The organism is Streptomyces dysideae (assembly GCF_001514305.1).
GTDB lineage: Bacteria > Actinomycetota > Actinomycetes > Streptomycetales > Streptomycetaceae > Streptomyces > Streptomyces dysideae.
Genome location: NZ_KQ949075.1, coordinates 345,443 through 370,297, shown reverse-complemented (window position 1 = coordinate 370,297; position 24,855 = coordinate 345,443). Strand labels below are relative to the sequence as shown.

Sequence of the window (24,855 nt, the reverse complement as noted above, 5' to 3'; positions counted from 1 at the left end):
GTACGCCCTTGTACGGGACGTCTGTTGATCCGGCGGATCAGACCATCAGCGATCGGTCCGTCGGCCGGATCGGCGCCGGCAGGTCGCTGGCGCCGGTCAGGAAGCGGTCCACGCCACGGGCGGCCGAGCGGCCCTCGGCGATCGCCCACACGATCAGCGACTGGCCACGACCGGCGTCACCGGCGACGTACACGCCGGGGACGTTGGTCTGGAAGTCGGCGTCGCGGGCGATGTTGCCGCGCTCGTCGAGCTCCAGGCCGAACTGGTCAACGAGGCCGTTCTCCCGGTCGGTGCCGGTGAAGCCCATCGCCAGCGTCACCAACTGGGCGGGGATCTTGCGCTCCGTGCCCGGCTTCGGGGTCAGCTTGCCGTCGATGAACTCGACCTCGCTCAGGTGCAGCCACTGGACGTTGCCGTCCTCGTCGCCCTCGAAGTGGGTCGTCGAGACGGAGTAGACCCGCTCGCCGCCCTCCTCGTGCGCGGACGTGACCTTGTACAGCATCGGGAAGGTCGGCCAGGGCTGCGCGACCGGGTTCCGCTCGTCGTTCGGGCGGGGCATGATCTCCAGCTGCGTCACCGAGGCCGCGCCCTGACGGTGGGCGGTGCCCACGCAGTCCGCGCCGGTGTCGCCGCCGCCGATGACCACGACGTGCTTGCCCTCGGCCGAGATCGGGGGCGCCACGAAGTCGCCCTCCTGGACCTTGTTGGCCAGGGGCAGGTACTCCATGGCCTGGTAGATGCCGGTCAGCTCCCGCCCGGGGACGGGGAGATCACGGGCGGTGGTGGCACCGGCGGCGATGACGACGGCGTCGTACCGCTTCTTCAGGTCGGTCGCCTTGAGGTCGCGGCCGATCTCGATACCGGTGCGGAAGCGGGTGCCCTCCGCGCGCATCTGCTCGATACGGCGGTTGATGTGCCGCTTCTCCATCTTGAACTCGGGGATGCCGTACCGGAGAAGGCCTCCGATGCGGTCCGCGCGCTCGTAGACGGCGACGGTGTGGCCGGCCCGGGTCAGCTGCTGGGCGGCGGCGAGACCCGCCGGGCCCGAGCCGATGACCGCGACGGTCTTGCCGGACAGCCGCTCCGGGATCTGCGGGGCGACGTCACCGGTCTCCCACGCCTTGTCGATGATCGAGACCTCGACGTTCTTGATGGTGACCGGTGGCTGGTTGATGCCCAGCACACACGCCGACTCGCAGGGGGCCGGGCACAGCCGCCCGGTGAACTCCGGGAAGTTGTTCGTCGCGTGCAGCCGCTCGGAGGCGGCGCTCCAGTCCTCGCGGTAGGCGTAGTCGTTCCACTCGGGGATCAGGTTCCCCAGCGGGCAGCCGTTGTGGCAGAACGGGATGCCGCAGTCCATGCACCGGCTGGCCTGCTTGCTGATGATCGGCAGCAGGGAACCGGGAACGTAGACCTCGTTCCAGTCCTTGAGACGCACGTCCACCGGGCGGGACTTGGCGACCTCACGGCCATGGTTGAGAAAGCCCTTGGGATCAGCCATTGGTCGCCGCCTCCATCATCTTCTCGGTGATCTCGGTCTCGGAGAGACCGGCTCGCTCGGCGGCGTCCTTGGCGGCGAGCACTGCCTTGTACGTGCTGGGGATGATCTTGCTGAAGCGCTCGACCCCTCCTCCAGGGGTATCCCACTCGGCGAGCAGCTTCTCGGCGACCGTGGAGGCGGTCTCCTCCTGGTGGCGGCGCACCACGTCGTGCAGCCACTGCTTGTCGGCGTCGTCGAGGGCCTCTACGGCGCCCACGTTGCCGACGTTGACGTTGTCCCGGTCGAGGTCGATGACGTACGCGACGCCACCGGACATGCCGGCCGCGAAGTTGCGCCCGGTCTCGCCGAGGACCACCGCGTGACCGCCGGTCATGTACTCGCAGCCGTGGTCGCCGACGCCCTCGGAGACCACCAGTGCACCGGAGTTGCGGACGCAGAACCGCTCACCGGTACGGCCGCGCAGGAACAGCTCACCACCGGTCGCGCCGTACGCGATGGTGTTGCCCGCGATCGTCGAGTACTCGGCGAGGTGGTCGGCGCCCCGGTCGGGACGCACCACGACACGACCACCCGACAGACCCTTGCCGACGTAGTCGTTGGCGTCACCCTCGAGGCGCAGCGTGACACCGCGCGGCAGGAAGGCACCGAAGGACTGGCCCGCGGACCCGGTGAAGGTGATGTCGATGGTGCCGTCGGGCAGACCCGCGCCGCCGAACTTCTTCGTCACCTCGTGGCCGAGCATGGTGCCGACCGTGCGGTTGATGTTGCGGATCGCGACCTGGGCGCGCACCGGCTGGGCGTCGGTCGCGGAGTCCGCGGCCAGCGCGTCGGCGGCGAGCTTGACGAGCTCGTTGTCGAGCGCCTTCTCCAGGCCGTGGTCCTGCTCGATCAGCTGGTGGCGCACCGCGCCCTCGGGCAGCGCGGGCACGTGGAACAGCGGGGCCAGGTCCAGGCCCTGCGCCTTCCAGTGGTCGACGGCACGGGTGACGTCGAGCGTCTCGGCGTGGCCGACGGCCTCCTCGATGGAGCGGAAGCCCAGCTCGGCGAGGATCTCGCGGACCTCTTCGGCGATGAACCGGAAGAAGTTCACGACGTACTCGGCCTTGCCGGCGAACCGGTCCCTGAGGGTCGGGTTCTGGGTGGCGATACCGACCGGGCAGGTGTCCAGGTGGCAGACGCGCATCATGACGCAGCCGGAGACGACGAGCGGCGCGGTCGCGAAACCGAACTCCTCGGCGCCGAGCAGCGCGGCGATGACGACGTCACGGCCGGTCTTCAGCTGGCCGTCGGTCTGCACGACGATGCGGTCGCGCAGGCCGTTGAGCAGCAGGGTCTGCTGGGTCTCGGCGAGACCCAGCTCCCAGGGACCGCCGGCGTGCTTGAGCGACGTCAGCGGCGAGGCACCCGTGCCGCCGTCGTGGCCGGAGATGAGCACGACGTCCGCGTGGGCCTTGGACACACCGGCCGCGACCGTGCCGACACCGACCTCGGAGACCAGCTTGACGTGAATCCGCGCCTGCGGGTTCGCGTTCTTCAGGTCGTGGATCAGCTGGGCCAGGTCCTCGATGGAGTAGATGTCGTGGTGCGGCGGCGGCGAGATGAGGCCGACACCCGGCGTCGAGTGACGCGTCTTCGCGACCCACGGGTACACCTTGTGGCCGGGCAGCTGACCGCCCTCACCGGGCTTGGCGCCCTGGGCCATCTTGATCTGGATGTCGTCCGCGTTGACCAGGTACTCGGAGGTCACACCGAAGCGGCCGGAGGCGACCTGCTTGATGCTGGACCGGCGCGCCGGGTCGTACAGACGGTCCGGGTCCTCGCCGCCCTCACCGGTGTTGGACTTGCCGCCCAGCTGGTTCATGGCGATGGCGAGGGTCTCGTGCGCCTCCTTGGAGATGGAGCCGTACGACATGGCGCCCGTGGAGAACCGCTTGACGATCTCGGAGACCGGCTCGACCTCGTCGACGGAGATCGGCGAGCGGCCATCAATACCGGTCTTGAAGCCGAACAGACCGCGGAGCGTCATCAGCCGCTCGGACTGCTCGTTCACCCGGTCCGTGTACTTCTTGAAGATGTCGTAGCGGTTGGCACGCGTCGAGTGCTGGAGGCGGAAGACCGTCTCCGGGTCGAACAGGTGCGGCTCGCCCTCACGGCGCCACTGGTACTCGCCGCCTATCTCCAGGGCACGGTGGGCGGGCGCGATGCCGCTCGCCGGGTACGCCTTGGCGTGGCGGGCGGCGACCTCCTTGGCGACGACGTCGATGCCGACGCCGCCGATCTTGGTGGCGGTGCCGTTGAAGTACTTCTCCACGAAGGCGGTGTCGAGACCGACGGCCTCGAAGACCTGGGCGCCGCGGTAGGAGGCGACCGTGGAGATGCCCATCTTGGACATGACCTTCAGGACGCCCTTGCCGAGGGCGTAGATCAGGTTGCGGATGGCCTGCTCGGCCTCGATGTCCGACAGGAACGTGCCGGCGCGGACCAGGTCCTCGACGGACTCCATCGCCAGGTACGGGTTCACGGCCGCGGCGCCGAAGCCGATGAGCAGGGCGACGTGGTGGACCTCGCGGACGTCGCCGGCCTCGACCAGCAGGCCCACCTGGGTGCGCTGCTTGGTGCGGATGAGGTGGTGGTGGACGGCCGCGGTGAGCAGCAGCGACGGGATCGGCGCGTGCTCGGCGTCCGAGTGGCGGTCCGACAGGACGATCAGGCGGGCGCCGTTCTCGATGGCGGCGTCGGCCTCGGCGCAGATCTCCTCGATGCGCGCGGCGAGGGCGTCACCGCCGCCGTGCACCTTGTACAGGCCGGACAGGGTCGCGGCCTTGAAGCCCGGCATGTCGCCGTCGGCGTTGATGTGGATGAGCTTGGCCAGCTCGTCGTTGTCGATCACCGGGAAGGGCAGGGTGACCGTCCGGCACGACGCGGCGGTCGGCTCCAGCAGGTTGCCCTGCGGGCCCAGCGAGGAGCGCAGCGAGGTCACGAGCTCCTCGCGGATGGCATCCAGCGGCGGGTTGGTGACCTGCGCGAACAGCTGGGTGAAGTAGTCGAAGAGCAGCCGCGGACGCTCGCTCAGCGCGGCGATCGGCGAGTCGGTACCCATCGAACCGATCGGCTCGGCACCGGCCTTGGCCATCGGCGCGAGGATGACGCGCAGCTCCTCCTCGGTGTAGCCGAAGGTCTGCTGGCGGCGGGTGACCGAGGCGTGCGTGTGCACGATGTGCTCGCGCTCGGGCAGGTCGGACAGCTCGATCTCGCCGGCGTCCAGCCACTCGGCGTACGGCTGCTCGGTGGCGAGGCCGGCCTTGATCTCGTCGTCCTCGATGATGCGGTGCTCGACGGTGTCGACGAGGAACATCTTGCCGGGCTGCAGCCGGCCCTTGCGGACGACCTTCGCGGGGTCGATGTCGAGGACGCCGACCTCGGAGCCGAGGACGACGAGGCCGTCGTCGGTGACCCAGTAGCGGCCGGGGCGCAGACCGTTGCGGTCGAGGACCGCGCCGACCTGCTTGCCGTCGGTGAAGGTGACGCAGGCCGGGCCGTCCCAGGGCTCCATCATCGTGGCGTGGAACTGGTAGAAGGCGCGCCGGGCCGGGTCCATGGAGTCGTGGTTCTCCCACGCCTCCGGGATCATCATCAGCACGGAGTGCGGCAGCGAACGGCCGCCCAGGTGCAGGAGTTCGAGGACCTCGTCGAAGGAGGCGGAGTCCGAGGCGTCCGGCGTACAGACCGGGAAGATGCGCTCGATGCCCTTGCCGTCGGAACCGAACAGGTCCGAGACCAGCTGGGACTCGCGGGCGACCATCCAGTTGCGGTTGCCCTTGACGGTGTTGATCTCACCGTTGTGCGCGACGAAGCGGTACGGGTGCGCAAGCGGCCAGCTCGGGAAGGTGTTCGTCGAGAACCGCGAGTGGACGAGGGCGACGGCCGAGGCGAACCGGCGGTCGGACAGGTCCGGGAAGAACGGCTCCAGCTGGCCGGTGGTCAGCATGCCCTTGTAGACGATGGTGCGGGCCGAAAGCGACGGGAAGTAGACACCCGCCTCCCGCTCGGCGCGCTTGCGCAGCACGAAGGCCTTGCGGTCGAGCGCGATGTCCTTGCTGGCGCCGTCGGTGACGAAGATCTGCCGGAAGAGCGGCATCGTCGACCGGGCGGTGGCACCGAGCAGTTCGGGCGCGACGGGCACCTCGCGCCAGCCGAGGACCGTCAGGCCCTCGTCGGCGGCGATCGTCTCAATCTCTGAGACGGCGTCGTCCGCGGAGTCCTCCGGCAGGAAGGCGATACCGACGGCGTAGCCACCGGCCGCGGGCAGCTCGAATCCGGCCACCTCACGGAAGAAGGTGTCGGGAACCTGGGACAGGATGCCGGCGCCGTCGCCGGAGTCGGGCTCGGAGCCGGTGGCACCGCGGTGCTCCAGGTTGCGCAGCACCGTGAGGGCCTGCTCGACCAGGGTGTGGGACGCCTCGCCGGTGAGGGTGGCGACGAAACCGACGCCGCACGCGTCGTGTTCGTTGCGGGGGTCGTACATACCCTGCGCAGCAGGGCGAGCATCCATGAACGACCAGTTCTGGCTATTCGTGGAGTGCTGGGACGGCTGGCGCGGCGTACGCATCGGCTCTCCCGTCGTCGTCATGTGGCATATGCAGATTGCCGAGGGACGACGTTGGCCCTCTGCGTGAGTGCAAAATTTCGTGCAGGTTACATGATGGAGCGGTCCTCGGGAACCGGATACTCCGTTCCAACATGCGGACGCCGCGGGGTCACGGCGGGGGCACCGCGCTCGGCGGCGGAAAGTATGGGGGGACTCCAGGACAGATCGGTCAGATCGTTGCCCTTCGACCCGTGCGCGAGGCGAGCGTCGTCGCTCACCTCGCGGATGCGCGGCAGGCCTCATTGCCCACAGCGCTTACGGCTCATGCCCGGTGGTTAACCATTCGAAACCAGCGAGTAACGGCTACTTATGCGGCCCAACGCATAACCTGCAGCCGAACTATCCTACGGCGGTTCCGAACAAGCTGCCCAGGGCGTACGTCACACCGGCCGCGGCACCTCCGAGGGCGAGCTGCCTCAGCCCGCTGAACCACCAGGTCCGCGCGGTCACCTTGGCCACGATCGCTCCACAGGCGAACAGCCCGGCCAGCGCGAGCAGCACGGTCGGCCACAGCGAGGTCGCGCCGAGCAGATAGGGCAGTACGGGCAGCAGGGCGCCCAGCGCGAACGCCCCGAAGGACGACACGGCGGCGACCACCGGCGACGGCAGGTCACCCGGGTCGATACCGAGCTCCTCACGCGCGTGTATCTCCAGCGCCTGCTCAGGATCCCGGGACAGCTGCTTGGCGACTTCCCGCGCCAGCTCCACCTCGACACCACGCGCCTGATAAAGAGCAGCGAGCTCAGCCTCTTCATCCTTCGGATGCTTTCTCAGCTCCCGCCGCTCGACGTCCAGCTCGGCCTCGACGAGCTCGCGCTGCGAGGCGACGGACGTGTACTCACCGGCGGCCATGGAGAAGGCGCCGGCGGCAAGCCCGGCGAACCCGCTCAGCACGACGGTCTGGTGCCCGGCCACCCCACCGGCGACACCGGTCATCAGGGCGAGATTGGAGACCAGCCCGTCCATCGCCCCGAAGACGGCGGGCCGCAGCCAGCCGCCGTTCACGTCCCGGTGCGTGTGGTTGTCGCGGTGCGCCACGTGCAACGCCGCCTCGGTGTCGATGATGGCCATGAGGGTCCCCCCGAAAGCTTCTTTGGACAACTTCTACTTTTCGACAACGCCAAACATACGCCCGGAATTTCAGCTCCACCAGCAAGGAAAGGCTGCGCTAACCAGCACCTTTACCCTCAACCGCTCATCCGAACGAGACCATGCACAAATGTCGACCGGGTGACGCCGAGGCCCGTGAGGCTGCGCGGAACACCTCCCCGGGGACAGATCCGCAAAGGGTCGAGCGCCCTGGAGGCGCCCCCTGAGAGGAGAGGCCGCGTATGGCATCGATCGCCTGCATTCCCTCTGTCCCGGCGCCCGACAACGCCGCCGAACTCCGCGAGCGGGCCCGCGGCGCACTGCTCGGCCTGGCCGTGGGCGACGCGCTGGGCGCGCCCGCCGAGAACATGAAGCCGTCGGAGATCCGCGCGAAGTGGGGCCGCATCACGGGCTATGTCACCGACACCCCGGCCGGTACGGACGACACCGAGTACGCGATCTTCTCGGGCCTCCTCCTGGCCCGCCACGGCTCGGCCCTCACCCCCGTCCATGTGGAGGCGGCCTGGCACGAGTGGATCGCGGACCGCGACGAGGGCCCGTTCCGGGGAGCGGGCTTCAGTGAACGCGGCACGCTGGAGAACCTCCGGAGAGGACTGGCGGCCCCCATCTCGGCCCAGCACCGCCACGCGTGGAGCGACGGCCTGGCGATGCGGGCGGCCCCCTTCGGCGTCTTCGCGGCGGGCCGCCCAGCCGAAGCCGCCCGCCTGGTGGCGATCGACGGCTCGGTGAGCCACGACGGCGAGGGCATCTACGGCGGCCAGGCGGTGGCGGCGGGAGTGGCGGCGGCGATGGCGGGCGCCCCGACCGTCGCTGTGGTGGCCTCGGCCCTGGCCGTGGTCCCCGACGACTCCTGGACGGCCCGCTCCCTACGCCGTGCGGTGGCCGTCGCCCACCGAGGCGAACGGGCGGTCCGCTCAGCGGTCGTCATCGGCGGCTACCCCTGGACCGACCTGGCCCCCGAGGCGGTCGCCCTCGCCTTCGGCGCGTACGCGGCGGCCGACGGCGACTTCACCCAGGCGGTCCTGACAGCCGTGAACATGGGCCGCGACGCCGACACGACGGCAGCGGTGGCGGGCGCGCTGGCAGGTGCGACGCAGGGGGCGTCATCGATCCCGGCGGACTGGGCGGGGGCGATCGGCCCGGCGCGGGGGAGCTGCCTGCCGGCGATGGCGGGCCATCACGTACTGGAGGTGGCGGAGCTGCTGACGGCCGGGGAGGGCGGGAAGTGGGGTACAAACGAATCCGTACGCGGTGAGCCCCCCGTACCCCACGGCTCATGGCCGCCACCTGGCCCGAACGCCTTCACCCTGGCGGCAGACGACCAGCCGGAGACGGGCCGGTGAGGCCGCCCGGCCCATGGGACGAGGGGATGCCAGTCGGGACGGGGCCCACGGCGCCGGCGGACGATCTCGACATCGCGGATCCCAGGGGCACGGCGGAGCCGAGCGAGCCCGCGACCACCGACGACGAGGAGGCCCCGCAGGGGCCACCCGCACCCGACCACGAAACCGCCACGCACACCACGAACCAGACCAAACCCGCAGCCGCCGGCGGCGAGCCCACCCCACAAGGGCCACCCGCACCCGACCACGAAACTGTCATGGGTGGTGCGGGTGGGAACAACATGGCCGAAGGCGAAGCCGAGGCCGAAACAGCCCGCACCCACCCCCGCCGCCGAATCGAGGGCCTCCTGCTAGGTCTGGCCGCAGGCGACGCCGCCGGCTGGCCGTCCGCCCGCCACCGAGCCGCCCGTATGCCCGAATGGACCCGCCGCCTCACCCGCGAACTGGACACCTTCGCCGAGCAGAACGCGACAACCACCCTCCCCGTCCCCATCGCCCTCAACCAACCCCCCGAACCCCTCCGCCTGGGCCCCTCCGACGACGCCGAATGGGCAGCCTTCGCCGCAGAAGCCGTACTCCGCGCCGGCGACGACACCGCCCTGGGCGACCTCAGCCGACAACGCCGAACCCGCGCCGCAATCGACCTGACCTGGAACGCCGTAGCCAGCGAGGTCGCCGCCGCCGCAGCCCGCGCCCCCGAAGTCGAATCCGCCCTCCTCCCCCTCCGCGCCCGCATCTCCGTCCGAGCCGGCCTCGGCAACCTCGCCACCGGCCTACGCCCACCCGCCACCGGCCACGACAACCCGCACTACTTCGACGACGCGGCCTGCGTAAGAGCCTGCGTCCTGGCCGTAGCCCACCCCGGCGACCCCCAACGCGCCGCGGACCTGGCCGAGTTCGACGCCCGCTACACCCAGGACGGCGACGGCGTACACGGCGCACGGGCGATGGCAGCGGCCCTGGCCCTCGCCCTGGCCGGCGAGGACATCGAGACCTGCGTGACAGCGGCCCTCACCGAACTCCCCGAAGCCACGGAGATCGGCCGCAACGCCCGCCACGCCCTGACCCTCGCCCGCGCCGCGGACAGCGCGTTCGCCCTGGTCCCCGCCCTGGAACACCAGATCGTCGACCACGTCTACAGCTACGGCATCGCGGCCGCGGAAACGGTCCCGGTAGCCCTCGCCCTGGCCACGGCAGCGGGCGGCCGCATCGCGGAAGCGGTACCGGCGGCAGCCTGTCTGTCGCGAGTCGCGGACTCCGCACCGGCACTCGCGGGCGCGCTGACCGGCGCGTTGGCCGGCGGCGAGTCGATCCCCGCCTCCTGGCGCGACACCTGCCGCACCCTCTCCGGCTGCGTACTCCCCCGCCTCACCGGCACGGACCTGGTGGAACTCGCCGAACTCCTGGAAGCCACGCGACCGGCCCCACCAGGAGGATGATTCTGGGCATGACGCCCAAAGGAGCAGAAATCCGTCAGGCCGGTCTGGAGGAGCGCATCACCGGCGCCCTGGTCGGCGCAGCCGTCGGCGACGCACTCGGCGGCCCCGTCGAGGGCTACTCCCCCGACCAGATCGTCGAACGCCACGGTGGCCGCATCCACGGCATCGTCGGCCCCTGGAACGGCGACGCCTGGCGCACGGCGCGCCCCATCGCCCCGTATCACAAGGGCGACGGCCACGTCACCGACGACACCCTGATGACGCATGCGCTGATCAAGGTCTACGCCCAGGTCCGCGACCACCTGGACGCATACGCGATCGCCGACCACCTGGTCCCGGACCTGATGACGACCCCGCGCTGGATCCCGGAACTGGAGGCCGAGGCCCTCCCCCTCCAACGGATCTTCCTGGCGGAGAAATGGCTGGTGGCCCGCCTCCACTACGGCCATGTCGACCCCCGGGAGGCAGGCGTGGGGAACATCGTCAACTGCGGCGCGGCGATGTACATGGCCCCGGTCGGCCTGGTCAACGCGGCCAACCCCGCCGGGGCATACGCCGAGGCCCTGGACATCGCCGGCGCACACCAGTCGTCGTACGGCCGAGAGGCGGCGGCCGTCTTCGCGGCGGCGGTGGCGGCGGCGTGCACACCGGGCGCGACACCGGACTCGGTGGTGAAGACCTGCCTGTCCCTGGCGAAGGACGGCACACGAACAGCAATCGACAAGGTCTGCGAAGTGGCGTCGCACCACACGGACTTCGAGTCGGCACTGGGCCCGCTCCGGGAGGCCGTGACGCCGTACGACACGGTGGGCCCCGACTACCGGCAGCCCTCCCTGAACGCCCGCCGCCCATCCCGCCTCCACACGATCGAGGAACTCCCCGTCGCCCTGGGCATGTTGCTGGTCTCCGGCGGCAACCACCGCCAAGCGGTCCTGGGCGCGGTGAACTACGGCAGGGACTGCGACTCGACCGCCACGATGGCCGGCGCGCTGGCAGGCGCCCTGGGCTCACCGGTCCCCGAGGACTGGTCGAAAACGGTGGCGGAGGCCAGCCGCCTGGACCTCTGGGAACCGGCGGCAACGCTCACCCGGGTGACCCGCGAGATCCACGAACGGGACGTACACCGCCGCCGAGCACACGAGCAGGCGTTCACGGAGCTGGGAGGCCCGAGATGCTCCGACTGACCTGGGTCCAGCCGGAGGACCTACTGGGCCACGAACTCCGCCAGGCAGCCCAGGACGGCCGGGAGCCGTCGGCGATCGAGGCGAGATGGAGGGCAGCGGGCGGACGTGAGGCCCCGCTGCGGGCAGGTGCGTCACCGGAACCGGCGTCGCGTTACCTACGAACGCTGGCAGAGGACTTGTTGGACGAACTGGCATACCTGCCAAGCAAGTTGAAGGAACAAGAGCCAACGGACCTGGCAAGCATCAAGACCCTGTGCCCGAACTGGCCACACCAGCCCGCACAGCCTGCGCAGCCCGCGACCAACCCACCCACCCAGGCCCACCTGGAAGCAGCCTGGCTGGGCCGAGCCGCCGGCTGCCTCCTGGGCAAACCAGTCGAAAAGCTCCCCCTCAACGCCATCCGCCAACTAGCCAAACCCACCGGCAACTGGCCCCTCAACACATACTTCACAGCCAAGGGAGTCCCTCAATGCCTCCTCACCGCCCACCCCTGGAACCGCGGCTCGGCACATACCTCCCTCGCCGAGAACATCGACGGCATGCCAGAGGACGACGACCTCAACTACCCCCTCCTCAACCTCCTCCTGCTCCAACGCCACGGCAAGTCCTTCACCACCACAGACGTGGCAACCCTCTGGCTCGACGAACTCCCAGCCGGCCGCACCTTCACAGCCGAACGCATCGCCTACCGCAACCTCCTCACCGGCATCAACCCCCCGCACACGGCCCGCCGGCGCAACCCCTTCCGCGAATGGATCGGCGCCCTGATCCGCGCCGACGTCCACGGCTGGACCAACCCCGGCAACCCGGCCGCCGCAGCGGAACAGGCCCACAGAGACGCCACCCTCACCCACACCGCCAACGGCGTCTACGCGGCGATGTTCACGGCGGCCACCATCGCGGAGGCAGCCACCGGCAACCACGACATCCACACCTGCCTGCGCACCGGCCTCACAGTGATCCCCCCGACCTCTCGCCTGTCCCTGGCAGTCACCCACGCCATCCAACTGGCCCAGACCCACGAGAACTTCGACACGATCGTCGACGAACTCCACGCCACCCACGCCCACATCCACCACTGGGTCCACGCCATCCCCAACACCGCCCTGATCGCCGCCGCCCTCACCCACGCGAACGGCGACTTCACCGGCTCCATCTGCCGTGCGGTGTCCGGCGGTTGGGACACCGACTCCAATGGCGCGACAACCGGCGGCATCGCCGCCCTCCTGGCCGGCACCCCCACCGCCCTCCCCGACCGCTGGACGGCCCCCCTCAAGAACCGCCTCGCCACCTCCGTCGCCGACTTCAACGGCACCGGCTTCGACACCCTCGCCCAACTCACCCACACCGTCACCCACGCGGAGGCCCCCCGCCCATGACCTCGATGCCGTACCGCTCGGAGACCGAAACGCAGTACGCCTCATGACGACACCCGGCACCGCACACCAGAGCCCCACCCAGAGCCAAGCCCAGCGCCCCGCCCCCCTCACCGGCCTCCGCGTCCTGGACCTCGCCACCCTCTTCGCCGGCCCCCTCGCCGCCACCCTGCTCGGCGACTACGGCGCGGAGGTCATCAAGATCGAGCACCCCACCAAGCCGGACCCCTCCCGCGGCCACGGCCCGTCGAAGAACGGTGTGGGCCTCTGGTGGAAGGTCCTCGGCCGCAACAAGCACACGATCACCCTCGACCTCTCGAAACCGGGCGGCCGCGCCACCCTCCTCCGCCTGGCCGCCACCGCGGACGTCGTCATCGAGAACTTCCGCCCCGGCACCCTGGAGAAGTGGGACCTCGGCTGGCCGGAACTCTCCGCCGTCAACCCCCGCCTGATCCTCACCCGCGTCACCGCGTTCGGCCAGTTCGGCCCGTACGCCCACCGCCCCGGCTTCGGCACCCTCGCCGAGGCGATGAGCGGCTTCGCCGCGGTCACCGGCGCACCGGACGCACCCCCGACGCTCCCGCCCTTCGGCCTGGCCGACTCCATCGCGGGCCTGGCGACCGCGTACGCCGTGATGACGGCACTGGCGGCCCGGGACCTCACCGGCGAGGGCCAGGCCGTCGACATGGCGATCATCGAGCCGATCCTGACCGCGCTGGGCCCTCAGCCGACCTGGTACGACCAGCTGGGATACGTACAGGAGCGCACCGGCAACCGATCCGCCAACAACGCCCCGCGCAACACGTACCGCACAGCGGACGGCGCCTGGGTCGCGGTCTCGACATCGGCCCAGTCGATCGCCGAACGGGTGATGCGCCTGGTCGGCAGGCCGGACCTGATCGACGAACCGTGGTTCGCGACGGGCGCCGACCGGGCCCGCCACGCCGACGTCCTGGACCGGGCGGTCGGCGACTGGATCGCCCGCCGCACCCGCACCGAGGTCCTCGCGGCCTTCGAGAAGGCGGAGGCGGCGGTGGCCCCGATCCAGGACGTACGCGACGTACTGACGGATCCTCAGTACCAGGCCCTCGACACCATCACCACGATCGACGACCCCGAACTGGGCCCGCTCCGCATGCAGAACGTCCTCTTCCGCCTCTCCGCCACCCCCGGCACCATCCACTGGGCGGGCCGCCCGCACGGCGCCGACACGGACGAACTCCTCACCGAACTGGGTCTGACCCCGGCCGAGTTGGCCGCCCTGCGCGAGGAGGGCGCCCTGTGAGACCGCACCCCCTCACCTGGCTGTACGCCCCCGGCGACCGCCCCCGGGTAGTGGCCAAGGCCCTGACCGCCGGCGCCGACGTGGTGGTGATCGACCTGGAGGACGCGGTCGCCCCCGACCGCAAGGACTACGCCCGCGAGGCCACGGCCGAACTCCTCACCACCCCCCAGCCGGTTCCGGTCCACGTCCGCGTGAACGCCCTGGACACCCCCTGGGCGGCAGCCGACCTCGACACCCTGGCCGCCCTCCCGGGCGTGTCCGGCCTTCGTCTCCCGAAGGTGACCGCCCCCGCCCAGATCATCCACGTCGCGGAGACGACACCCCCCACCGCCGGAGGCGCACCGGCCCTCCACGCCCTCCTGGAATCGGCCCTGGGCATCGAACACGCCTACGCCATCGCCGCCGCCCACCCGTCCCTGCACGGCATCGCGCTGGGCGACGCGGACCTGCGGGCCGACCTGGGCGCACGGGACGACGCGGGCCTCGACTGGTCCCGCTCCCGGGTCGTCGTGGCGGCAAGAGCGGCGGGCCTGCCTCCACCATCCCAGTCGGTCCACCCCGACATCCGCGACCTGGACGGCCTGACCGCCTCCTGCGCCCACGGCCGCGCCCTGGGCTTCCTGGGCCGGGCGGCCATCCACCCCCGCCAGCTCCCGGTGATCGAGCGCGCGTACCTGCCCACGGGGGAGGAACTCGAACAGGCGGAAACGATCATCAAAGCGGCGACGGCGGACCAGGGCGCCCAGGCCCTCCCGGACGGCCGCTTCATCGACGCGTCGGTGGTGGCATCGGCGCGGAGAACCCTGTCACTCGCCCGCAGAAGCTGAGGCACGGCAAGCACGACAAGGGCGCCCGGAAACTCCGGGCGCCCTCATCGACGTACGACTCGACGTACGACGAACCGGTCAGCTCTTCTTCGCCGACTCGGCCCCGTCCTTGGCGTCGTCCTCGGCGTCTTCCTTCGCGGCGGCGTCCTTCTCCTCCGCGTCGGCCTCCGCATCGCTCTCGGCCGCACCGCCGGAGGCACCGGCATCGTCACCGTCGGCCGCACCGGGCTCGACGATCTCTTCCCGCCCGGGCCGCTTCTTCGCCGACAGCACGAGGTACACCACCGCGAGCAGGAACACGGCCAGCGCGGTCCAGTTGTTCAGCCGCAGGCCCAGGATGTGGTGGGCGTCGTCGACACGCATGTACTCGATCCAGAACCGGCCCGCGCAGTACGCGGCGACGTAGAGCGCGAACGCCCGCCCGTGGCCGAGTTTGAAGCGGCGGTCGGCCCAGATCACCAGCACCGCGACGCCGATGCACCACAGGGACTCGTACAGGAACGTCGGGTGGTACGTGCCCGGCACCCGCCCGTCCGACGAGGACGTGATCTCCAGCGCCCAGGGGAGGTCGGTCGACCGCCCGTACAGCTCCTGGTTGAACCAGTTGCCCCAGCGTCCGATGCCCTGCGCGAGGGCGATACCGGGGGCGACGGCGTCGGCGTAGGCGGGCATCGGGATGCCCCGGCGCCGGCAGCCGATCCACGCGCCCAGCGCACCGAACGCGATCGCGCCCCAGATGCCGAGGCCGCCCTCCCAGATCTTGAAGGCGTCCGCCCAGTCGCGGCCCTCGCTGAAGTACAGCTGGTAGTCCGTGATCACGTGGTAGAGCCGACCGCCGACCAGGCCGAACGGGACGGCCCAGACCGCGATGTCGGCCACCGTACCGGGCCGCCCGCCGCGGGCCACCCAGCGTTTGTTGCCGAGCCAGACGGCAACGAAGACACCGATGATGATGCAGAACGCGTAGCCGCGCAGCGGAATGGGGCCGAGGTACAGCACTCCGCGCGACGGGCTGGGAATGTAGGCAAGTTCCATGGCAGGATCGACGCTACCCTGCCGGGCGGCGCCGACGGCAGGCAGCCCGGCTACGGGTCCATAACGGGCGGCACCCCGGGCCGGCGGCGGTCACCCCTTGTCGGCCTCCTCCACCATCTGCTTCAGCTTCGCCGGTGTCATCGTCTGGTCCTGGTAGATGTTCTTGCCGTTGAACAGCACCGTCGGCGTGCCGGTGAACCCGCCGCTGCGGAAGGCCTCGGCGGACTTCTCGACCCAGCTGTTGTGGGTGCCGTCCTCGACGCACTTGCGGAAGGCGGCCGTGTCGAGGCCGTCGACCTTCCCGGCCAGCTCGAGCAGCTTGCTCTCCGCGGCGAAGGCGTCGTCGGTCTCCGCGGGCTGGTTCACGTACAGCACGTCGTGGTATTCGGTGAACTTCCCGGCGTCCTGGGCGCAGGCCGCGGCGTTGGCCGACTTGCGGGAGCCGCTGCCGCCCATGTTGCCGTCGATGATCGTCGCCAGGTGGTACTCGACCTTCAGCTGACCCGAACCCGTCAGCTCATGGATGGTCGAGCGGTACGCGTCCTCGAAGGACTTGCAGGCCGGGCAGCGGAAGTCCTCCCAGATCGTGAGCGTCGACTTGGCGCTCTCCTTGCCGACCGGGATCGCCAGGCTGTCCTCGCCGTTCGCCCCCGAGGGCGCCATGACCGGGCCCGCCGATGCGCTGCCTTCGTCCTTGCCGGCATTGGCCGCGATGACGCCGATCACCGCCGCGAGTCCCAGGACGCAGACGACGCCGGCGCCCACGATCAGTGTGCGGCGCCGCTTCTCGGCGGCCTTGTGCTTCTCGCGCTCTGCCGCCAGGCGCTCCCGGGCCGTGCGCTTTCCCTCACGATTCTTCTCACTCACACCCGCAGAACGAACCGGGGAGGCGCCCAGCGCCTCCCCGGCCCCAGGTCCACCCGTTCGAGTGACCTGTACCAAATGTCATGCCTTGCTACGCCTGTCCGCGCACGCCCTTCGCCAGCTCACCGGCGAGCGCGCGCACGGCCTCGACGCCGGCCGCGTCGTCCGCCGCGTCCAGCATCCGCTTCACGAAGGCCGAGCCGACGATCACGCCGTCGGCGAAGCCGGCGACCTCGGCGGCCTGCCGGGCGTCCGAGACGCCGAGGCCGACGCAGACGGGCAGGTCGGTGCCGGTGGCGCGGGTGCGCTCGACCAGGTCCTGGGCCTGCGCGCCCACCGACTCACGGGTGCCGGTGACGCCCATCAGGGAGGCGGCGTAGACGAAGCCGCTGCCCGCCGCGGTGATCTCCGCGAGCCGTGCGTCCTTGCTGCTGGGCGCCACGACGAAGACCGTCGCGAGCCCGTGCTTCTCGGCATGCTCGCGCCACAGGGCCGCCTCCTGGACGGGGAGGTCGGGCAGGATGCAGCCCGCGCCGCCCGCCTCGGCGAGTTCGGCGGTGAAGCGCTCGACGCCGTAGCGGTCGATGGGGTTCCAGTACGTCATGACGAGGACCGGCTTCCCGGTGCCCCGGTGGGCCTCCCGGACCGTCCGCATGACGTCCGCGATCCTGACGCCGCCGCGCAGGGCGATGTCGTCGGCGGTCTGGATGACGGGGCCGTCGAGGACGGGGTCGCTGTGCGGCAGGCCGACCTCGACCACGTCCGCACCGCCCTCGAGGACGGCCTTGATCGCGTCGATGCCGCCGTCCACGGTCGGGAACCCGGCCGGGAGGTAGGCGATGAGGGCGGCGCGGCCCTCGGCCCTGGCGGCGTGCAGGGTGTCCGTCAACAGCTGGATGTTGCCGCTCACTTGGCGTCCCCCTCGATCTCCGCGGTGCCGTCGCCGGCGTTGGACGCCACCTCGGCGTCGGTGTCGTACAGGCCGAAGTAGCGGGCGGCCGTGTCCATGTCCTTGTCGCCACGGCCGGACAGGTTGACGACGATCAGCCCGTCCTTGCCCAGCTCCCTGCCGACCTCGAGGGCCCCGGCGAGCGCGTGGGCGCTCTCGATCGCCGGGATGATGCCCTCGGTGCGCGACAGCAGACGCAGCGCCTGCATGGCGGCGTCGTCGGTGACCGCGCGGTACTCGGCGCGGCCGGTGTCCTTGAGGTAGGAGTGCTCGGGCCCGATGCCCGGGTAGTCCAGACCGGCCGAGATCGAGTACGGCTCGGTGATCTGGCCCTCGTCGTCCTGGAGGACGTAGGACCGCGAGCCGTGCAGGATGCCGGGCTCACCGGCGGTGAGCGTGGCGGCGTGCTCACCGGTCTCGACGCCGTGCCCCGCGGGCTCGCAGCCGATGAGGCGGACGTCCGCGTCGGGGATGAAGGCGTGGAAGAGGCCGATGGCGTTGGAGCCGCCGCCGACGCAGGCGATCGCGACGTCGGGCAGCCGGCCGGCGCGCTCCAGGAGCTGGCGTCGCGCCTCGACGCCGATGACGCGGTGGAAGTCGCGCACCATGGCCGGGAAGGGGTGCGGGCCGGCCACGGTCCCGAACAGGTAGTGGGTGCGGTCGACGTTGGCGACCCAGTCGCGGAAGGCCTCGTTGATGGCGTCCTTCAGCGTGCGGCTGCCGGACTTCACCGCGATGACCTCGGCGCCGAGCATCCGCATCCGGGCCACGTTGAGGGCCTGGCGCTGGGTGTCGATCTCGCCCATGTAGATCGTGCACTCGAGGCCGAACAGCGCGCAGGCGGTGGCCGTGGCCACGCCGTGCTGACCGGCGCCGGTCTCCGCGATGACGCGGGTCTTGCCCATGCGCTTGGTGAGCAGGGCCTGACCGAGCACGTTGTTGATCTTGTGGGAGCCGGTGTGGTTGAGGTCCTCGCGCTTGAGGAACACCCGGGCGCCGCCCGCTTCCGCGGCGAAACGGGGGACCTCGGTGAGCGCCGACGGGCGGCCTGTGTAGTTGACCAGCAGGTCGTCGAGTTCACGGGCGAACTCGGGGTCGTGCTTGGCCTTGTCGTACTCGACGGCGACCTCGTCCACGGCGGCGACGAGGGCCTCCGGGATGAACTTGCCGCCGAACGCGCCGAAGTAGCCTTCGGTGCTGGGTACCTGACCCTCGGGGTCGGGGATGAAGAACTCGCTGGGCATGCGGAAACCTCACGGTGAGTGTGTGTTGGGCACTGATCGCCGTGGGGGCGGGGTTCTTTCAGGCGGCTACAGGTCGTCTGTGGCTTGTCGCGCCCATGCGGTGGAGCCGCATATTCGGGCACAGCCCCGCGCCCCTAAGGGGCGCGCTGCCATCGACGGCCGTTCACCTGGCCCGGCTCGTCGCCGATGACGTATCGCACCCGGCGGCCGTGCACCCTGCGGGCGGGGGCACGGCAGCCTCGGGGCCGGCAGCCACGCGCGAGGCGGGCGTACGGGTCCCTGGCCGCCAGGGTGATCGTCAGATTCATCGCCGCTCAGCCTACCGGGAGATCAGCCTCGGCCGTGCCGCAGTGCGGGGTGGGTGCCCGCTGCCACCAGGTCGGCCACCGCCGTCTTGGGGTCGCGGCCGGTGACGAGGGACTCGCCGACCAGGACCGCGTCGGCGCCGGCGTTGGCGTACGCGATGAGGTCGTGCGGGCCGCGGACGCCCGACTCGGCCACCTTGACGATGCTGGCGGGGATCTCCGGCGCCACCCGCTCGAACGTCGTGCGGTCGACCTCGAGGGTCTTGAGGTTGCGCGCGTTGACGCCGATGACCTTCGCGCCTGCGTCGACCGCGCGGTCGACCTCGTCCTCGTCGTGCACCTCGACCAGCGGGGTCAGTCCGATGGACACGGCACGCTCGATCAGCGACTCCAGGGCCGACTGGTCGAGGGCCGCGACGATCAGCAGCACCAGGTCCGCGCCGTACGCCCGGGCCTCCCACAGCTGGTACGACGTGACGATGAAGTCCTTGCGCAGCACGGGGATGTCCACGCGCGCGCGTACCGCCTCCAGGTCGGCCAGCGAGCCGCCGAAGCGGCGCTCCTCGGTGAGGACGGAGATGACGGCCGCACCGCCCGCCTCGTAGTCCGCGGCGAGCCCGGCCGGGTCGGCGATCGCGGCCAGCGCGCCCTTGGACGGGCTGGAGCGCTTGACCTCGCAGATGACCTTGACGCCGTCGCCGCGCAGGGCGGCCACGCCGTCCTTGGCCGCGGGAGCCTTCGCCGCGCGCTCCTTGAGCTCGTCGAGGCTGACGCGCGCCTGCCGCTCCGCGAGGTCGGCACGGACTCCGTCGATGATCTCGTCGAGCACACTCACGCGAGCGGCCCCCTTCCAGACGGTTGACTAGCAGAAAACAGTGGTCACTGCGATGGTATCCGGAGGAGGGCGTAGGCCTCGCATCCGGTTGACGCCGGTCCCACTACCTGGACGTTCCCCAGTTGATCAAGGATGCAGCCAGCCACCGAACGGCAGGTTCCGGACAACCGTGAAGAGCAGCAGCAACGCACCCGCTGTCCACAGCTGCGCCGGCCCGAGATCGACCCGTACCGGCTTGCCGCGCCCGACACGGACCACCCAGACGGTCCACAGCACGGCGAAGAGCAGATAGCCGACGACGGCCGGCGCGTTGGCCTGGAGCGCGGTCAGGAAGTCGCCGTGGATGAAGGCGTGGGCGCTGCGCAGTCCGCCGCAGCCGGGGCAGTAGATGCCCGTGTACTGGAGCAGGGGGCAGGCCGGGTAGTGGCCGGGCTCGTTGGGGTCCACGGCCGCGACGTAGGCGAAGGCCCCGACGACGGCCCCGAGCACTCCGGCCGGGACGGCCAGCCGTCCGAGTACGGCTCCGGCCCGCGACGGTGTCACTCTCTGGCTGTCGGCGTTCACGTCTTGCATTGTGCCCCCGCCGGGCCGCACACGCGCGTGAGGGGCGGCCGTCCGGCCGCCCCTCCGACACGTCGTACGCGACCGCCGCGCGCGATCAGCTCTCGACGCTCGCCGGCGCGCGCCGGTCCATGAGGTCCACGGGCTGGGTCTTCTTCGGCTGGCCGAGGCCCATCGCGCTCATGACCCAGCCGATGACCCCGCCGAGGACCACGATCGCCATACCGGCCCAGAAGCCCGCCGGGCTGGCCATCACCGTGAAGGCGCCCGCCACGCAGAAACCGACGAAGGCGATCATGACACCGGTCCAGGCGGCCGGGGTGTGACCGTGGCTGCTGCCCGCCATTGCTTGCTCCTCGTTGCTGAGTACATGTCTGAGCCGGACGCTCGATGTCATTGTCCCGCACGCCCGCGCGCGAAGTGACCGGGGGTCACGGCGTGCCCGACCCGCTTACGCGCCGGTCGGGTCCTCACCCCGGTCTAGGGCCTTCCAGAGGTCCTCGGGACGGTCGGGGTCGACGACGGGGGCCGTACGGCGTGGCCTGGTGGCGCCGTTGCGTTCGTAGCGGCCGGACATCGCGGGCCACAGGCGGCCGTAGCGCAGGGCGAGCAGTCCGGCGAGGAGGAGCAGGACACCGCCGGCGGCCGCGGCGTACGGCCAGGCGGTGTGGCTGAGGGCGTCGACGGTGGCCGAGGTGTCGCCGGAGGCCTGGGCGGCCTTCTCGTCCAGGGCGGAGCTGTCGGACGCGCCGAGGAGGGCGGCGACGACGGTGCCGGCGCCGGCCAGGGCGAGGAGCGCGGCGACCAGGAAGCGGCCGGTGCGGCGGACGGCGAAGACGGCGACGAGCGCGGCGAGGCCCACTATGGCGAGGGCCGCGGGAACGCCCGTGACGTCGCTGCCGGAGGCGGTCAGCGGGAAGGCGCCGCCGGCCACGGTCGCGGTGCCCTCCGACCACTGCTGCCGGGTCGCCAGCAGCGCCACGGCCGCGCCGAGCGCCCCGCTGAGCAGAGCGACGGCGAGACTCGTGCGGCCGGCCCGGGCGGGTCCTGCGGCATCGGAACGGGGGTGCGGTACAGCTGTCACGTACCCCACTATCGCCTGCACCCCGGGCGAACCGTCACCCGGGGTTCACGTGAGAATGGCCCTACTTCGCCAGCCGGTTCGCCGTGTGCACGGCCCGCAGGACCGCCGCCGCCTTGTTGCGGCACTCGTTGTCCTCCGCGACCGGGTCGGAGTCCGCGACGATGCCGGCGCCGGCCTGGACGTACGCCGTGCCGTCGCGGAGCAGGGCCGTGCGGATGGCGATGGCCGTGTCGGAGTCGCCCGCGAAGTCGAGGTAGCCGACGCAGCCGCCGTACAACCCCCGCCGGGACGGCTCGAGTTCGTCGATGATCTGCATGGCGCGCGGCTTGGGGGCGCCGGAGAGGGTGCCGGCCGGGAAGCAGGCTGTCAGGACGTCGAACGCGGTGCGGCCGGCCGCGATCCGGCCGGTGACCGTCGAGACGATGTGCATCACGTGCGAGTACATCTCGATCGACATGAAGTCGACGACCTCGACGGAGCCCGGCTCGCAGACCCGGCCCAGGTCGTTGCGGCCCAGGTCGACGAGCATCAGGTGCTCGGCGCGTTCCTTGGGGTCGGCGAGCAGCTCGTCGGCGAGGGCCTGGTCCTCCTGTGGGGTCGCGCCGCGGTGCCGGGTACCGGCGATGGGGTGGACCATGGCCTGCCCGTCCTCGACCTTGACCAGGGCCTCGGGGGACGAGCCGACGACGTCGAAGCCGTCGAAGCGGAACAGGTACATGTACGGGGACGGGTTGGTCGCCCGGAGGACCCGGTACACGTCCAGCGCGCTGGCCGTGCACGGCGTTTCGAAGCGCTGTGAGGGGACGACCTGGAAGGCCTCGCCCGCGCGGATGCGCTCCTTGATGTCCTCGACGGCCACCCGGAAGTCGGGGCCGCCCCACAGCGCGGTGTACTCGGGCAGCTCGGAGGGCGGCAGGACCGCGGGCGGCTGGGCGACCGCACGGGACAGGTCCGCTTCCATGGCGTCCAGGCGGGCCACGGCGTCGGCGTAGGCCTCGTCGACGCCCGTGTCGAGGTCGTTGTGGTTGATCGCGTTGGCGATCAGCAGGACCGAGCCCTCCCAGTGGTCCATGACGGCGAGGTCGCTGGTGAGGAGCATGGTGAGCTCGGGCAGCCCGAGGTCGTCCCGCTCGCCGGGGCCGATCTTCTCCAGGCGGCGCACGATGTCGTAGCCGAGGTAGCCGACCATGCCGCCGGTGAAGGGCGGCAGGCCCTCCTGGTGCGGGGTGTGCAGGGCCTCGATGGTGGCGCGCAGGGCGGCGAGCGGGTCGCCGTCCATGGGGACGCCGACGGGTGGCGCGCCCAGCCAGTGCGCCTGGCCGTCCCGCGCGGTGAGCGTCGCGGCGGAGCGGACACCGACGAAGGAGTAGCGAGACCATCGAAACGCTGTGCGGCCGTTCTCCGCGGACTCCAGCAGGAATGTGCCGGGGCGCTCGGCGGCGAGCTTGCGGTAGAGCGCGACCGGGGTGTCGCCGTCGGCGAGGAGCTTGCGGGTGACGGGGATGACGCGGCGGTCGGTGGCCAGCTTGCGGAACGTCTCGAGGTCCATGGCGGCTGACCTTACTGATCCGAGGCCGGTACGCCGGAATCGGCGCCGAGGGTGCCGACGGCGCCGTCGGTGGCGTCCTTGAGCAGCACGTCGGCGTCGAAGCAGGTGCGTGCGCCGGTGTGGCAGGCGGCGCCGACCTGGTCGACCTTGACCAGCAGGGTGTCGGCGTCACAGTCGAGGGCGACGGACCTGACCCACTGGAAGTGGCCGGAGGTGTCGCCCTTCACCCAGTACTCCCGGCGGCTGCGCGACCAGTACGTGCAGCGGCCGGTGGTCAGGGTCCGGTGCAGCGCCTCGTCGTCCATCCAGCCGAGCATGAGCACCTCACCGGTGTCGTACTGCTGGGCGATGGCGGGGAGGAGCCCGTCGGCGCTGCGCTTGAGGCGCGCGGCGATCTCGGGGTCCAGCTGGCTGGGCCGGCGGGGCGTGCTGGTGGTCATGGATGCCATTGTGCCGCGCGCCTCTGACAGTCACGGCCGGGTGTCCACTGGGCGGACCCGAGGAGCGGTCGTAGGCTGGCAGCATGTCGACCTTCGCCAAGCGTGAACGACTTCTTCTGGCCGATCTGTTGGAGGCCGAGGGCCCCGATGCCCCGACCCTCTGCGAGGGCTGGACGACCCGAGACCTGGCCGCGCACGTGGTCGTGCGCGAACGCCGCCCCGACGCCGCCGCCGGCATCCTGATCAAGCAGCTCGAGCCACGCCTGGAGCGGGTGATGGCGGAGTTCACGGACAAGCCGTACGAGGAGCTGATCCAGCTGATCCGTACGGGCCCGCCGCGCTTCTCGCCCTTCGCGCTCAAGCAGGTCGAGGAGATGTCGAACACCATCGAGTTCTACGTCCACACCGAGGACGTCCGCCGCGCCCGGCCCGACTGGGCGCCGCGCGAGCTCGACCCGGTCTTCCAGGACGCCCTCTGGTCCCGTCTGGAGCGCTCGGCCCGGCTGATGGGCCGCACGGCGCCGACGGGCGTGGTGCTGCGCCGCCCGAACGGCCAGACGGCGGTCGCGCACCGCGGCACGCCGGTGGTGACGGTGACCGGGGAGCCGTCTGAGCTGCTGCTGTTCACCTACGGCCGGCAGAACGCGGCCGACGTCGAGCTGGACGGCGACAAGGACGCGATCGCGAAGCTGCACGAGACGAAGCAGCTCGGCATCTGAGAGGAGCGCGCCTGTGATCAAGGTCGCGATGACGAACGTGTACGTCGACGACGTGGCCAAGGCGCACGCCTTCTACACGGACGTTCTCGGCTTCGAGACCCGCACGCACATGGACCTCGGCGGCGGCACGCTGTTCGTCACGGTCGGCGCACCCGAGGGCGGCCAGCCGGACCTCCAGCTCCTCCTGGAGCCCGGCCAGGGCCCGATCGCGGACCCGTACCGCAAGGCGGTGCGCGAGGCGGGCCTGCCGTGCATCGTGTTCTCCGTGGACGACGTCGAGGCGGAGTACGAGCGGCTGCGCAAGCTCGGGGTCGGGTTCACGCAGGATCCGCAGGAGCAGGGGCCGTTCATCACGGCCGTACTCGACGACACGGTGGGGAATCTCGTGCAGCTGGCGCAGCCGAAGGAGTGAGGTCAGGGCAGTTCGGCGCGGCGGAGGTCGCGGACGGCCAGGGCAACCACGCCGCCGAGGCCACAGACCGCCGCGCTGACGACGAACACCGGGCCGGTACCCCACACGCCGATCGCCGCGGCGGCCGGCGGCATGCCGAGCGGCG

22 protein-coding genes and 1 pseudogene are annotated in these 24,855 nt (G+C 71.1%); 8 read left to right on the top strand and 15 right to left on the bottom strand.

Annotated features, from left to right (window positions below):
- Positions 1 to 37: 37 nt before the first annotated feature.
- The 3 genes from AQJ91_RS01625 to AQJ91_RS01615 all read right to left on the bottom strand — a co-directional run bounded on the left by AQJ91_RS01625 (position 38) and on the right by AQJ91_RS01615 (position 7,220).
- Positions 38 to 1,501: a glutamate synthase subunit beta gene (locus AQJ91_RS01625; RefSeq protein WP_067015089.1), complete on the bottom strand. Its 1,464-nt coding sequence runs from the start codon at positions 1,499 to 1,501 to the stop codon at positions 38 to 40.
- Positions 1,494 to 6,110, bottom strand: a complete 4,617-nt coding sequence (gltB, locus tag AQJ91_RS01620; protein WP_079084616.1) for a glutamate synthase large subunit — start codon at positions 6,108 to 6,110, stop codon at positions 1,494 to 1,496. Before gltB ends, AQJ91_RS01625 begins: the two co-directional genes overlap by 8 nt.
- Before the next feature lie 378 nt (positions 6,111 to 6,488).
- On the bottom strand, positions 6,489 to 7,220 hold the full coding sequence (locus AQJ91_RS01615) for a VIT1/CCC1 transporter family protein (RefSeq protein ID WP_067015082.1): 732 nt from the start codon (positions 7,218 to 7,220) through the stop codon (positions 6,489 to 6,491).
- A gap of 260 nt (positions 7,221 to 7,480) precedes the next feature.
- On the opposite strand from AQJ91_RS01615, the gene AQJ91_RS01610 reads away from it, so the two are divergent.
- Genes AQJ91_RS01610 through AQJ91_RS01585 form a run of 6 tightly spaced genes read left to right on the top strand, consistent with a single transcriptional unit; the run spans position 7,481 to position 14,713 of the window.
- Positions 7,481 to 8,602 carry an ADP-ribosylglycohydrolase family protein gene (locus AQJ91_RS01610; protein ID WP_067015080.1) on the top strand — a complete coding sequence of 374 codons (1,122 nt, stop codon included), beginning with the start codon at positions 7,481 to 7,483 and terminating at the stop codon, positions 8,600 to 8,602.
- On the top strand, positions 8,599 to 10,041 hold the full coding sequence (locus AQJ91_RS01605) for an ADP-ribosylglycohydrolase family protein (protein WP_067015077.1): 1,443 nt from the start codon (positions 8,599 to 8,601) through the stop codon (positions 10,039 to 10,041). The genes AQJ91_RS01610 and AQJ91_RS01605 overlap by 4 nt, the downstream gene beginning before the upstream one ends.
- A gap of 8 nt (positions 10,042 to 10,049) precedes the next feature.
- A complete protein-coding gene (locus AQJ91_RS01600; protein ID WP_067016063.1) occupies positions 10,050 to 11,225 on the top strand; it encodes an ADP-ribosylglycohydrolase family protein in 1,176 nt (391 codons plus the stop codon).
- Positions 11,213 to 12,604, top strand: a complete 1,392-nt coding sequence (locus AQJ91_RS01595; RefSeq protein ID WP_067015073.1) for an ADP-ribosylglycohydrolase family protein — start codon at positions 11,213 to 11,215, stop codon at positions 12,602 to 12,604. The genes AQJ91_RS01600 and AQJ91_RS01595 overlap by 13 nt, the downstream gene beginning before the upstream one ends.
- A 43-nt stretch (positions 12,605 to 12,647) precedes the next feature.
- Entirely contained in the window at positions 12,648 to 13,886 is a 1,239-nt protein-coding gene (locus AQJ91_RS01590) for a CaiB/BaiF CoA transferase family protein (protein ID WP_067015070.1), read from the top strand.
- Positions 13,883 to 14,713: an HpcH/HpaI aldolase/citrate lyase family protein gene (locus AQJ91_RS01585; RefSeq protein ID WP_067015068.1), complete on the top strand. Its 831-nt coding sequence runs from the start codon at positions 13,883 to 13,885 to the stop codon at positions 14,711 to 14,713. The genes AQJ91_RS01590 and AQJ91_RS01585 overlap by 4 nt, the downstream gene beginning before the upstream one ends.
- A gap of 78 nt (positions 14,714 to 14,791) precedes the next feature.
- Here the strand turns inward: AQJ91_RS01585 and lgt are convergent, their stop codons facing one another.
- From lgt to hisI, 11 genes are all read right to left on the bottom strand, one after another.
- A complete protein-coding gene (gene lgt / locus AQJ91_RS01580) occupies positions 14,792 to 15,748 on the bottom strand; it encodes a prolipoprotein diacylglyceryl transferase (protein ID WP_067015065.1) in 957 nt (318 codons plus the stop codon).
- A gap of 90 nt (positions 15,749 to 15,838) precedes the next feature.
- On the bottom strand, positions 15,839 to 16,615 hold the full coding sequence (locus tag AQJ91_RS01575) for a DsbA family protein (protein WP_067015053.1): 777 nt from the start codon (positions 16,613 to 16,615) through the stop codon (positions 15,839 to 15,841).
- 88 nt (positions 16,616 to 16,703) lie between these two features.
- Positions 16,704 to 17,522, bottom strand: a complete 819-nt coding sequence (gene trpA, locus AQJ91_RS01570; RefSeq protein WP_067015051.1) for a tryptophan synthase subunit alpha — start codon at positions 17,520 to 17,522, stop codon at positions 16,704 to 16,706.
- Positions 17,519 to 18,805: a tryptophan synthase subunit beta gene (gene trpB, locus AQJ91_RS01565; protein WP_067015048.1), complete on the bottom strand. Its 1,287-nt coding sequence runs from the start codon at positions 18,803 to 18,805 to the stop codon at positions 17,519 to 17,521. Before trpB ends, trpA begins: the two co-directional genes overlap by 4 nt.
- Before the next feature lie 134 nt (positions 18,806 to 18,939).
- A complete protein-coding gene (gene trpM / locus AQJ91_RS51735) occupies positions 18,940 to 19,113 on the bottom strand; it encodes a tryptophan biosynthesis modulator TrpM (RefSeq protein WP_199847835.1) in 174 nt (57 codons plus the stop codon).
- 22 nt (positions 19,114 to 19,135) lie between these two features.
- Positions 19,136 to 19,945 (bottom strand): indole-3-glycerol phosphate synthase TrpC, encoded by an 810-nt coding sequence (gene trpC, locus AQJ91_RS01560; RefSeq protein WP_067015046.1) that lies wholly within the window; start codon positions 19,943 to 19,945, stop codon positions 19,136 to 19,138.
- 126 nt (positions 19,946 to 20,071) lie between these two features.
- On the bottom strand, positions 20,072 to 20,518 hold the full coding sequence (locus tag AQJ91_RS01555; RefSeq protein ID WP_067015043.1) for a DUF2752 domain-containing protein: 447 nt from the start codon (positions 20,516 to 20,518) through the stop codon (positions 20,072 to 20,074).
- A gap of 85 nt (positions 20,519 to 20,603) precedes the next feature.
- A complete protein-coding gene (locus AQJ91_RS01550; RefSeq protein WP_067015040.1) occupies positions 20,604 to 20,852 on the bottom strand; it encodes an HGxxPAAW family protein in 249 nt (82 codons plus the stop codon).
- Between the two features lie 105 nt (positions 20,853 to 20,957).
- A complete protein-coding gene (locus AQJ91_RS01545) occupies positions 20,958 to 21,599 on the bottom strand; it encodes a TIGR02234 family membrane protein (protein ID WP_067015035.1) in 642 nt (213 codons plus the stop codon).
- Positions 21,600 to 21,651: 52 nt separating this feature from the next.
- The gene (locus tag AQJ91_RS01540) at positions 21,652 to 23,139 is read right to left on the bottom strand and encodes an anthranilate synthase component I (RefSeq protein ID WP_067015020.1); all 1,488 of its coding nucleotides are present in this window, start codon (positions 23,137 to 23,139) and stop codon (positions 21,652 to 21,654) included.
- 11 nt (positions 23,140 to 23,150) lie between these two features.
- Complete coding sequence (gene hisI, locus AQJ91_RS01535; protein WP_067015018.1) at positions 23,151 to 23,588, bottom strand: phosphoribosyl-AMP cyclohydrolase; 438 nt, start codon at positions 23,586 to 23,588, stop codon at positions 23,151 to 23,153.
- A 74-nt stretch (positions 23,589 to 23,662) separates the two neighbouring features.
- Here hisI and AQJ91_RS01530 point away from each other — a divergent pair, with 74 nt between their 5' ends.
- Both AQJ91_RS01530 and AQJ91_RS01525 read left to right on the top strand, forming a co-directional pair.
- Positions 23,663 to 24,298, top strand: a complete 636-nt coding sequence (locus AQJ91_RS01530; RefSeq protein WP_067015016.1) for a TIGR03085 family metal-binding protein — start codon at positions 23,663 to 23,665, stop codon at positions 24,296 to 24,298.
- A 13-nt stretch (positions 24,299 to 24,311) separates the two neighbouring features.
- Positions 24,312 to 24,710, top strand: a complete 399-nt coding sequence (locus AQJ91_RS01525) for a glyoxalase/bleomycin resistance/extradiol dioxygenase family protein (RefSeq protein ID WP_067015013.1) — start codon at positions 24,312 to 24,314, stop codon at positions 24,708 to 24,710.
- Between the two features lie 2 nt (positions 24,711 to 24,712).
- Here AQJ91_RS01525 and AQJ91_RS51730 read toward each other — a convergent pair.
- Positions 24,713 to 24,855, bottom strand: a pseudogene (locus tag AQJ91_RS51730) (MFS transporter); the annotation flags it as partial.

Excerpts from the sequence above, each read along its gene's own strand:
- AQJ91_RS01555 (WP_067015043.1), bottom strand. The coding sequence starts at position 20,518 with ATGCAAGACGTGAACGCCGACAGCCAGAGAGTGACACCGTCGCGGGCC.
- AQJ91_RS01615 (WP_067015082.1), bottom strand. The coding sequence starts at position 7,220 with ATGGCCATCATCGACACCGAGGCGGCGTTGCACGTGGCGCACCGCGAC.
- AQJ91_RS01530 (WP_067015016.1), top strand. The coding sequence starts at position 23,663 with ATGTCGACCTTCGCCAAGCGTGAACGACTTCTTCTGGCCGATCTGTTG.
- trpB (WP_067015048.1), bottom strand. The coding sequence starts at position 18,805 with ATGCCCAGCGAGTTCTTCATCCCCGACCCCGAGGGTCAGGTACCCAGC.
- AQJ91_RS01625 (WP_067015089.1), bottom strand. The coding sequence starts at position 1,501 with ATGGCTGATCCCAAGGGCTTTCTCAACCATGGCCGTGAGGTCGCCAAG.
- lgt (WP_067015065.1), bottom strand. The coding sequence starts at position 15,748 with ATGGAACTTGCCTACATTCCCAGCCCGTCGCGCGGAGTGCTGTACCTC.
- AQJ91_RS01540 (WP_067015020.1), bottom strand. The coding sequence starts at position 23,139 with ATGGACCTCGAGACGTTCCGCAAGCTGGCCACCGACCGCCGCGTCATC.
- AQJ91_RS01550 (WP_067015040.1), bottom strand. The coding sequence starts at position 20,852 with ATGGCGGGCAGCAGCCACGGTCACACCCCGGCCGCCTGGACCGGTGTC.
- hisI (WP_067015018.1), bottom strand. The coding sequence starts at position 23,588 with ATGGCATCCATGACCACCAGCACGCCCCGCCGGCCCAGCCAGCTGGAC.
- AQJ91_RS01595 (WP_067015073.1), top strand. The coding sequence starts at position 11,213 with ATGCTCCGACTGACCTGGGTCCAGCCGGAGGACCTACTGGGCCACGAA.
- AQJ91_RS01610 (WP_067015080.1), top strand. The coding sequence starts at position 7,481 with ATGGCATCGATCGCCTGCATTCCCTCTGTCCCGGCGCCCGACAACGCC.
- gltB (WP_079084616.1), bottom strand. The coding sequence starts at position 6,110 with ATGCGTACGCCGCGCCAGCCGTCCCAGCACTCCACGAATAGCCAGAAC.
- trpM (WP_199847835.1), bottom strand. The coding sequence starts at position 19,113 with ATGAATCTGACGATCACCCTGGCGGCCAGGGACCCGTACGCCCGCCTC.
- AQJ91_RS01590 (WP_067015070.1), top strand. The coding sequence starts at position 12,648 with ATGACGACACCCGGCACCGCACACCAGAGCCCCACCCAGAGCCAAGCC.
- AQJ91_RS01600 (WP_067016063.1), top strand. The coding sequence starts at position 10,050 with ATGACGCCCAAAGGAGCAGAAATCCGTCAGGCCGGTCTGGAGGAGCGC.